Here is a 9,445-nt window from a genome sequence, read left to right as displayed (position 1 = left end):
GCGTTTGTTTCACCTAACTTTGAATAGCAGGGCTTGGTTTTTCACATCACCTCGTTATTTTGGGCAGTTTCCATAGAATTTTTGGCACTACCTCCACTTTCCTGATCATGTATTATCATAACCTATCTTTTCCGCTATTTACAAGAGCCGCGAGAGATTCAGCCCAAATGAGTATGGGGTGCGAAAATCATCCTTTCGGCCGATAGGTGCTCAATATGCTTTTATGCTAGAATAATAGCATAGGCACAGACAAAGTGAACAGCATGTTATTGAAGGAGGAAAAAATTATGTGGAGCAACATCAAAGATATATTGAAATATACGTTTTCCAGCGTAGTTTGCCTGATTGCATTAGTGGTATTCTTTTTCATATTCGAATTCGATTTCTGGACGTCGATCGCGATGACCATCGGCTTGGGAATCTTCTTGTACTATGTCCAAAACGGCGGAAGGATGCAGTGGTCGCGCAAAACCAAGAGACAAAGGGGAACACTTGGAAAAGTGAGCGCCGACAAAGAAGCCTTCTACCAGTCCAAAGGGATGACCAAGGAACAGATCGCCTATTTCCGCAGCACGATGGATCAAGCCAAAACAACGATCCAGGACATCGAATCCAACCTGCAGCAGCGCTCAAAACTGAAGGCTATCGCGGCACGCAACGATACGGTGGACATTCTGAAGGATTTCTTCAAAAATATCGTCAATCAGCCTAATCGACTGCACGAAGTCGATAAATTCCTGTATACGAATCTCCCCAGCCTGAAAGAGCTGACGGAAAAATACATCGCCATTGATGGCCACGTTTCCAAAACGAAAGAAACATACACAGCCTTGGATAACTGCGCCAGAACGATCGATGATATGAGCCGCCTTATCGGCGAAGATTATGTTCGCTTCATGTCCAACGATATCGAGGATATGGATATCGAGCTGGAACTTGCAAAGCAAGTTTTGAAAAGGGATAATGAAGGAAAAAGCAACGCAAATGCTTTGGACGAAGAGATATAGGGGGAATACTGATGGACCAATTTGATGCTACCGGACAAAATAAACAAACTGACAGCAAGAATGTCAATCAAGAATTGGACGATTTGCTGGCCAATCCTTTTTCAGATCCATTTGCTCAACCAGCAGTGGTTGCTGATGCACCCGAAACCACGGTCGAGGTGACCAACCCAGATCGGCTGATCGATCGTTTACCGGAAGAAAGACAAAAGCAAGCACTGGCATTAGCCGGCCAAATCGACGAAAACAATATGCAAGCCATCATCAGTTATGGCGCTGCAGCTCAAAAGCAACTGGGCGAATTCTCCCATTCGATGTTGGACCATGTTCAGAATCAGGACACCGGCGAGATCGGCGATTCCCTGAACGATCTGATGTATCGCCTCAATGAGGCCAAACCGGAAGACCTCCGGGCAGAAGACAACAATGTCTTCCGCAAAATATTCGGCAAGGTAAAACAATCCGCTTACGAAATGACGGCAAAATACCAGAAGATAGGCGCCCAAATCGATAAGATCGCGATCAAACTGGATAAAGAAAAGAATGGCCTGCTCAATGACAACGTCACGCTGGAGCAGCTTTACCAAAAAAACAAGGATTATTTTGAGGCCTTGAACATCTACATCGCAGCCGGCGAGGTGAAAATGGAGGACCTACAGAAAAATGCGATCCCGAAAGCAATCCAGACTGCCGAAGTTTCCCAAAGCCAAATGGATGTGCAGATCGTCAACGATCTGAAACAATTCCTTGATCGTCTCGAAAAACGCACCCATGACCTGCGCTTGACCAGACAGATGACGATCCAACAAGCGCCACAGATCCGTTTGATCCAAAACACGAACCAGGCATTGGCTGAAAAAATCCAGTCCTCGATCCACACTGCCATCCCGTTATGGAAAAACCAAGTAGCCATCGCCCTTACGCTTCTGCGCCAAAAAGATGCCGTAACGGCGCAAAGGCAAGTTTCTCAGACCACGAATGATCTGATGCGCAAAAACTCTGAAATGCTGAAAATATCAGCCATCGAAACCGCCAAAGAAAACGAACGGGGTGTGATCGATATCGAAACGCTCAAACAGACGCAACAGGATCTGATCGAAACCTTGGAAGAGACGCTGAAGATCCAGCAAGAAGGCCGCATCAAACGCAAAGAGGCCGAAAAAGAGCTGTCTCTGATGGAGAACGATCTGAAAGTCAAACTGTTGAATATCCACCAACAGGAACAACAGCTCCACTGATACTCTTGGGCTGCCTCATTTCGGGGCAGCCCTTCATTTATCCACTTATCCTGATTTTTGTTCTTTTTCAAAACATGAGCATTTCCCGCATCAGAAGGATGATTTCTGCTTTCTGTTTTCAGAAAAGCTCTCATCTCGAGGGCTTATTATTTGTAATGTGACTCATTTTATATATAATAGTAGTATAGTTCATAAGAAATAACTATATTGTTACTGGACTTGTATTTGAAAAAAAGGAGGAAAAGAAAATGGGCTTTATTTGGTCTTTAATTGTCGGTGGTATCTTAGGAGCATTAGCAGGATCGTTTATGGGTAAAGATATCCCCGGTGGCATAATCGGAAATATCGTTGCTGGTTTCGTCGGTTCATGGTTAGGAACAACTTTATTTGGAGCATGGGGTCCTGAAATCGGAGGATTCTATATCGTTCCCGCATTAGTCGGGGCAGTCATCCTGATTTTCATCGTATCCTTCGCTATGAGAAGCATGAAGAAGTAACCCATCCCTATAGAACTAAAGCAGACAGCCGTCTGTTTTCCCATAAAACCGTTGTTCTGCGGTCCTGAAAAGGATCGTCGAAACAACGGTTTTTTTTGCATGTAAAAAGCGCCGCAGAGAAACTCTGGGCGCTTTGAATTCGCTAAGGTTAAAAAGAATAGGATTATAATTTTACAACGTTAGCTGCTTGAGGACCACGGTTGCCGTCAACGATTTCGAATTCAACATCTTGGCCTTCTTCTAAAGTTTTGAAACCTTCGCCTTGGATAGCTGAGAAATGTACGAATACATCGTCTTTTCCTTCAACTTCGATAAATCCAAAACCTTTTTCGCCATTAAACCATTTTACTTTACCTTGTTCCATAATCGTGTAATACCTCCAAAATTTTCATTGGTAAAATGCTAATACAAATAAATACTATCATATTAGTACAAGTTACTAATATAATTATAACGAATATCTCATCCAAATTCAAGAGAAAGTTATGCGCTTTCTTTAAAAAATTAATCCACAATGGAAAGTCTCTGCACTTTCGGCCTAAAATCAACAGAAGCACGCAAGAATGCCGTCAGAAGACGTCCTCTTGCGTGCTCTTTACTTATTATTTACATAACTTTAACGATTTTCTTCCGGGTGGAAAGGTTACGCTTCATCCTGCACGAGCGCTTCCGGATATTCAGATCTTACAATATCTGCACAACGTCCGCAAAGGGTAGTTGCATCCTCGATTGTTCCGACCTCTTCCTTGATGGCACGGCATCTTTCACAGGTTTCCCCATGTGCGTGTTCCACCAAAATGGCAAGATTGTCGAATCTCATCGCTTCAGCTGATGCAGCTGCCAATTCTTTGATGTCAAGCTGCGAAACGATGAATAATTGTTCCAGGTTCGCATCCAGGGACGCGAACAAAGCTTTTGTTTCTTCATCAACGAACAAGGACAGATGCGCTTCAAAAGATTTTCCGATCGTCTTTTCATTACGCGCAACTTCCAATGCTTTCAATGCCGCGTCGCGGATGTCCATGAATTTTTCCCATTGGCCTAAAATTGTTGCTTGGTCTTCACGGACGCTGATTTCCGGCAATTCAGCCAGTTGTGCGTATTGTTCCTCTTCCTTCAGGAAACTCCAGATTTCTTCTGTTGTGTGTGGAATGATCGGTGTCAAAAGTTTAGCCAACTTAACCAGTACTTCGTAAAATACGGTCTGCATGGCGCGTCTTTCCAGATTATCCTCTTTTTCGATGTAGACAACATCTTTCGCAAAATCAAGATAGAATGCCGACAAATCAACCGTACAGAAGTTCATGATTGTTTGGTAGATGGTCGAGAACTCGTACTCCTTATAGGCTGTCACACATGTTTCAACCACCTGATCCAAGCGCGCCATCATGTATTGATCGACACTGCGCAGTTCCTCGTAGGCTACTGCATGTTCCTTCGGTTGGAAATCTTCCGTATTCCCGATCAGGAAACGCATCGTGTTGCGGATCTTGCGGTAAGTTTCGGAAACTTGCTTCAGGATGTCGTCACTGATTCTGACATCGGATTCGTAGTCGACACTGGACACCCATAAACGGATGATGTCTGCGCCCATGTTCTTGACGACTTTTTCCGGCAGGACCGTATTGCCCAATGATTTGCTCATTTTGCGGCCTTCCCCATCCAAAACGAAACCTTGGGAAAGGACTGTTTTGTATGGTGCAACGCCGTTGATCGCAACGCTGGTCGTAATGCTTGAGTTGAACCAACCGCGGTATTGGTCGGAGCCTTCCAAGTACATATCAGCAGGGAATGTCAAATCTTCTCTTGCGCGCAGCACAGCCTCGTGGGAAGATCCGGAATCGAACCAGACATCCATGATGTCCATTTCCTTGGTAAATTCCCCATTCGGGCTGCCTGGGTGTGTGAATCCTTCAGGAAGCAGGTCTTTCGCTTCTCTTTCGAACCACACGTTCGAACCGAATTCGCCGATCAATTTCGCAGCGTGGTCGATCGTTTCCGGTGTGATGACGGGTTCTCCGTTTTCCGCATAGAAAATCGGCAACGGAACGCCCCAAACGCGTTGACGGGAAATGACCCAATCGCCGCGGTCGCGGATCATGTTGAACAAGCGGACTTTACCGGATGGGTGCAGCCACTCTACATTTTCGATTTCATCCAGAATGTCTTGACGGAATTTATCGATGGATGCGAACCATTGCGGCGTTGCGCGATAGATGACTGGTTTCTTTGTGCGCCAGTCATGCGGATAGCTGTGGACGAAGAAGTCCAGTTTCAGCAAAGCGCCTTTTTCAGCCAACAAATCGGTGATCGGTTTATTGGCTTTATCGTAGAATACGCCCTCGAAACCTGGTGCTTCAGCCGTATAGCAACCTTTGTTATCTATCGGCGATAATACTTCCAAACCATATTTTTTGCTGACAAGGTAGTCATCCTCACCATGCCCTGGAGCGGTATGGACTAACCCGGTACCTGCTTCAAGAGTTACATGGTCACCCACCATCACCAAAGACTCGCGATCATAAAACGGATGCTGAACGGTCATGTACTCCAAATCTGAGCCCTTCAGTTCTTGCAGGATTTCCACGGATTCCCATCCGATGGCTTCCTTGACTGTGCCCAATAATTCTTTTGCGACAACAAATTTTCTTCCGTCAGCGGAAACAACCACATAATCGAAATCAGCATTTGCGGAAATGCCTAAGTTTGCCGGCAAAGTCCATGGCGTAGTCGTCCAGATGATGAAGGCTGTATCGTTAGCCAAGAGTCCTTTCCCGTCTTTGACCTGGAAAGCAACATAGATCGAAGGAGACTTCACATCTTTATATTCGATTTCGGCTTCCGCCAGAGAAGATTCACTTGAAGGCGACCAGTAGATCGGTTTCAGGCCTTTATAGATGTAGCCTTTTTCCGCCATTTTTCCAAACACGCGGATTTCGGCTTCTTCATATTTCGGCAACAAGGTCACATAAGGATTTTCCCAATCGCCTGCGATCCCCAATCGTTTGAAGACGGTTCTTTGTCCGTCGATCTGTTTCCATGCATAATCTTCACACAGTTTACGAAAATCGGCCAAGCTCATCGCTTTGCGGTTCACGCCTGTATTCGTTAAGGCTTGTTCGATCGGCAGGCCATGCGTATCCCAACCTGGGACAAACGGGGATCGGAAGCCGGACATGGATTTCGAGCGGACGATGATGTCCTTGCTGATTTTGTTCAAGGCGTGTCCCATGTGGACAGCACCATTGGCGTATGGAGGGCCATCGTGAAGAACAAATGTCGGTTTATCCGCATTTTTTTCTTGACGTTTGACATAAATGTCTTTTTCTTCCCAATCCTTCTGCCATTCCAATTCACGGACAGGCAGGTTGGCTTTCATAGGAAAAGCCGTTTTCCCAAGGTGTAGCGTATCTTTCATTTTCATTGTCGGAAGCTCCCTTATCATTATTTTTTTCTACAAAAAAAGACCCGTCTCCAAAAGGGACGAAGTCTTCGTGGTACCACCCAAATTCAAAGCGACAACGGCCGGAACAGGCTGTCATGCTTCCTCATTCAAACCGTTAACGCTGTTCAGGCGACCTTTTTTACTTATGTTTGTTCAAAAAGATTCTCATGGAGGATCCTTAAAAAAGAGGGACTTATTGGCCTTTCACCATTCGCCAATTCGCTGGAAGTTTCTTTTTTTCGGGTGTTCCATTCTTCAATACATAGATTTTACTTGTTTTCTTCCGGAATTTCAATAGCTTCCAAAGCAGCTTCCGCAAGTTTCTCTTCAGCTCTGGCTTCTTCGGCCAATCTTCCGCCTACTTCGAATTCAGCTGCATCGTCAGAGTTCGCGACCAATTCGTCGATGATGCGTGTCCGGTTGGATAACACTTCATTCAAGGTAGGCGTCGAAACCTGGCCTTCCGGTGAAGCGTTCAACAGGTTATTCCATTCATCATTCATGATGAGGTTCAATTGCGACTCAACCAAAAGTTGCAGCTTCTGCTTGAAGTTGCGGCTTTCCTTGCGGACGCCGTCGGTCTCTTCATTGATTTTTGTCGCTTTCCCTGCCGCTTCATGCAATAAACGGTCCGCACTTTTTTCGGCTTCGAACAGAATGATTTCAGCTTCTTTGCGTGCATTTTCTTTCAGTCTGTCGGCAGCATCCTGCGCCACTACGATCGACTTGTTCAAAGCATCCTGCAAGTTGCTGAAATACTGAAGTTTTTCTTCGGCAAATTTCAATTGTTTTTGCAGGTCTTTATTTTGTTTGATGACTTCTTCAAATTCTTTTGTGACATTATCCAAAAAGTCATTGACTTGTTCTTTATCGTACCCTTTTATTTTGACAGGGAATTCCTTGTGTTGAATATCTAATGGAGTCAAACTCATCTTATACACACCTTTCGTTCTTGTCATTCTTATTTGTACAATACGCCAAATTCGACGCGCCATTTGTCTTTCTTGGATTTCCCTTCTATGGCCCTTATCTGAATCCGGCCATAACCGCGGATGGACACGATATCCAAAAGCCCCAATTCGAAATCGGGACGTTCAAATACCGACCAGTTCAACTTCACTTTTCCGCTGCTCACCAATTCTTTTGCCCGTTGTCTCGATATGTTGTAGATGGCTGCGATCACTGTATCCAACCGCAGCGAGCTGACAGTGTCATGCACAATCGTCCAATCATCGATAGGTGTGATCAGATCAGTATAGGTCCGGCTCTCTAAGCGGACACTGACCTTGCCTATCTTGGTGACCTGAGCATGCACATAGCTTGCTATATTTGACGCCAACAAAAACTGCCAACGCGTGCCATCAGACAGGATATCTCCGAAAAGTTCCCTCTTCATGCCGGTTCCGATCAGCGTTCCCAGTATTTTCCCATGGGTCAGACTGACGAATTTTGATGGGTACACAACTTCAGTAAGCTCCATTTCAAAGTCGCTTTGGGCCGGACTGAAATACTCGGGGCAAATTATTGCCCGCTTGCGCTCCGCCGCTTCATAGCCCCCATAAAATTGGACATGGATTTCACCTTTTTTCCCGACCAGCATCTCAAGGATGTACTGCTGTCTCGGATCCAAGAAATCCGTCAAATACGGTGTATAGGTTTCCTCGGCTTGCGTAATCCAGGATTGGGCACTATCAATGAACGGCTGTTCTTCCTTGCGGAAATGTTGATAAACTTCTTGCATACGAATCCCTCACTTTTTCGTTTGATGAAAAAATGTCCGTCAATTCAGCAATCTGATCAGGAACAGGATAACGACTTGTGCTCCATACTCCACCAAATTCAGGAATAGGATGCCCGCCACTACACTGAAGCTCACCATGCCCACAGATGGGATCAATCTTCTGAATATATCCAGGTAAGGCTCTACAATGCTGGAGATAAAGTAACCGAATTTGGAACTTCTGGCTCCCGGCAACCAACTCATCAATGCGTACACCAGCAAGACAGTCGAATATGCGGATATGCCCCAACGAATAATCTGTAAAAGCCAAATCAATATTTGTGTCATTTTGCTTCCTTTCTAGTAGAACGAACGCTCTTCCTCAAGTGTTTCGGCCAGTGCGCCTTCGACTCCGACTGAAGCAGGGGTGCATAAAAAGATTTCATCACCCACGCGTTGGATTTCTCCCCCGATCGCATATACCGTTCCAGTCAGAAAATCAACGATCCGTTTTGCTTGTTCCGCATCTATCCTTTTGAAATTTAGGAGTACTGCCTGATTCTTCAGTAGATTATCGGCAATCTTCTCCACCTCGGAATAGACTCTGGGCTCCACGACATGTATGCTGGCTTTCTCGGTCATCGCTTGTTGATTCATAGGAATTACCTTTGCTTTCGTAGATCTTTTTTGGGTGCTCCGATAAGACGGGGCCCCTTCTTCATTGCGCTCGGACCTGCGGACTGGAACGACAGTCGATGGTTCATCGACCTCCTCATATCCGTCATCGTCATCTTCAATGACAAAGTACTTTCGGAATATATCTTTCAGACCCATAAGACCCCTCACTTCTTCTTCGTCTATGCTTCTGTTTCAGCAAAGAATGCCGATCCGACACGTACGAAGGTCGCACCTTCGGCAATCGCTATCGGATAATCTTGGCTCATGCCCATGCTCGTCTCCGTGCATGGGGCGTGTGCCAAGTTCAACGCCGCTACTTGCTCTTGCATTATTTTCAGATCCTTAAAACATTGACGCAGCTCCACGTCTGTTGCATCAATGGGCGCCATCGTCATCAAGCCGACAACGAGGATATTTGGAAAGCTCTCCAGACTCTTGATGAAAGGTATTGCCTCGGATGCGGAAAGCCCATGCTTTGAGCTCTCCCCTGTAACATTGACCTGAACGAAGCAAGAAACAGGCTGTTCCGCCCGCTCATTGATTTCCTTTGCCAACGACGGACGATCCAATGCGTGGAAGTAGGCGATGCGATTGATCACCTGCTTCACTTTCCTTGTCTGTAAGGTACCGATGTAATGCCAGATGATGTCTTCTTGCGGAAGGGCTGCTTGCTTTTCGATCAGACCCTCGAGGCGATTTTCTGCAAAGTGGCGGTAGCCCAAGCGGTACAATTCTTCCACTTGCTCTGCAGGTTTTGTCTTCGTGACGGCGACGACCGTCACATCTTCCCGTTTGCGTCCGGCTGTCAAGCAGGCTGCTTCCACAGTTGACTCCACTTTCCGGCAATTTTGTTCAATATTCAT

General features: G+C 45.8%; 10 protein-coding genes. 3 read left to right on the top strand and 7 right to left on the bottom strand.

Going from position 1 to position 9,445, the window contains the following annotated elements; all coding sequences use genetic code 11:
• Positions 1-287 precede the first annotated feature (287 nt).
• The 3 genes from BM184_RS09260 to BM184_RS09250 all read left to right on the top strand — a co-directional run bounded on the left by BM184_RS09260 (position 288) and on the right by BM184_RS09250 (position 2,739).
• Entirely contained in the window at positions 288-1,007 is a 720-nt protein-coding gene (locus tag BM184_RS09260; protein ID WP_177208611.1) for a 5-bromo-4-chloroindolyl phosphate hydrolysis family protein, read from the top strand.
• An 11-nt stretch (positions 1,008-1,018) separates the two neighbouring features.
• Positions 1,019-2,242, top strand: coding sequence for a toxic anion resistance protein (locus BM184_RS09255; protein WP_086943361.1), 1,224 nt, complete (start codon positions 1,019-1,021; stop codon positions 2,240-2,242).
• A gap of 248 nt (positions 2,243-2,490) precedes the next feature.
• Entirely contained in the window at positions 2,491-2,739 is a 249-nt protein-coding gene (locus BM184_RS09250) for a GlsB/YeaQ/YmgE family stress response membrane protein (protein ID WP_086943362.1), read from the top strand.
• 163 nt (positions 2,740-2,902) lie between these two features.
• Here BM184_RS09250 and cspD read toward each other — a convergent pair whose 3' ends face one another.
• The 7 genes from cspD to BM184_RS09215 form a co-directional block, all read right to left on the bottom strand.
• Entirely contained in the window at positions 2,903-3,103 is a 201-nt protein-coding gene (gene cspD / locus BM184_RS09245; protein WP_086943363.1) for a cold-shock protein CspD, read from the bottom strand.
• 279 nt (positions 3,104-3,382) lie between these two features.
• Positions 3,383-6,163 carry an isoleucine--tRNA ligase gene (gene ileS / locus BM184_RS09240; protein ID WP_086943364.1) on the bottom strand — a complete coding sequence of 927 codons (2,781 nt, stop codon included), beginning with the start codon at positions 6,161-6,163 and terminating at the stop codon, positions 3,383-3,385.
• A 290-nt stretch (positions 6,164-6,453) separates the two neighbouring features.
• Positions 6,454-7,116 (bottom strand): DivIVA domain-containing protein, encoded by a 663-nt coding sequence (locus tag BM184_RS09235; RefSeq protein WP_086943365.1) that lies wholly within the window; start codon positions 7,114-7,116, stop codon positions 6,454-6,456.
• A gap of 29 nt (positions 7,117-7,145) precedes the next feature.
• Positions 7,146-7,925: a YlmH family RNA-binding protein gene (locus tag BM184_RS09230; protein ID WP_086943366.1), complete on the bottom strand. Its 780-nt coding sequence runs from the start codon at positions 7,923-7,925 to the stop codon at positions 7,146-7,148.
• 39 nt (positions 7,926-7,964) lie between these two features.
• Positions 7,965-8,252 carry a YggT family protein gene (locus BM184_RS09225; protein WP_068560049.1) on the bottom strand — a complete coding sequence of 96 codons (288 nt, stop codon included), beginning with the start codon at positions 8,250-8,252 and terminating at the stop codon, positions 7,965-7,967.
• A gap of 12 nt (positions 8,253-8,264) precedes the next feature.
• Complete coding sequence (locus tag BM184_RS09220) at positions 8,265-8,738, bottom strand: cell division protein SepF (protein WP_086943367.1); 474 nt, start codon at positions 8,736-8,738, stop codon at positions 8,265-8,267.
• Positions 8,739-8,761: 23 nt separating this feature from the next.
• Positions 8,762-9,445 (bottom strand): YggS family pyridoxal phosphate-dependent enzyme, encoded by a 684-nt coding sequence (locus BM184_RS09215; protein WP_086943368.1) that lies wholly within the window; start codon positions 9,443-9,445, stop codon positions 8,762-8,764.

Origin of the sequence: Trichococcus pasteurii (assembly GCF_900112935.1) — a bacterium.
Classification (GTDB): domain Bacteria; phylum Bacillota; class Bacilli; order Lactobacillales; family Aerococcaceae; genus Trichococcus; species Trichococcus pasteurii.
This window is presented reverse-complemented; position numbering and strand designations above follow the sequence as displayed.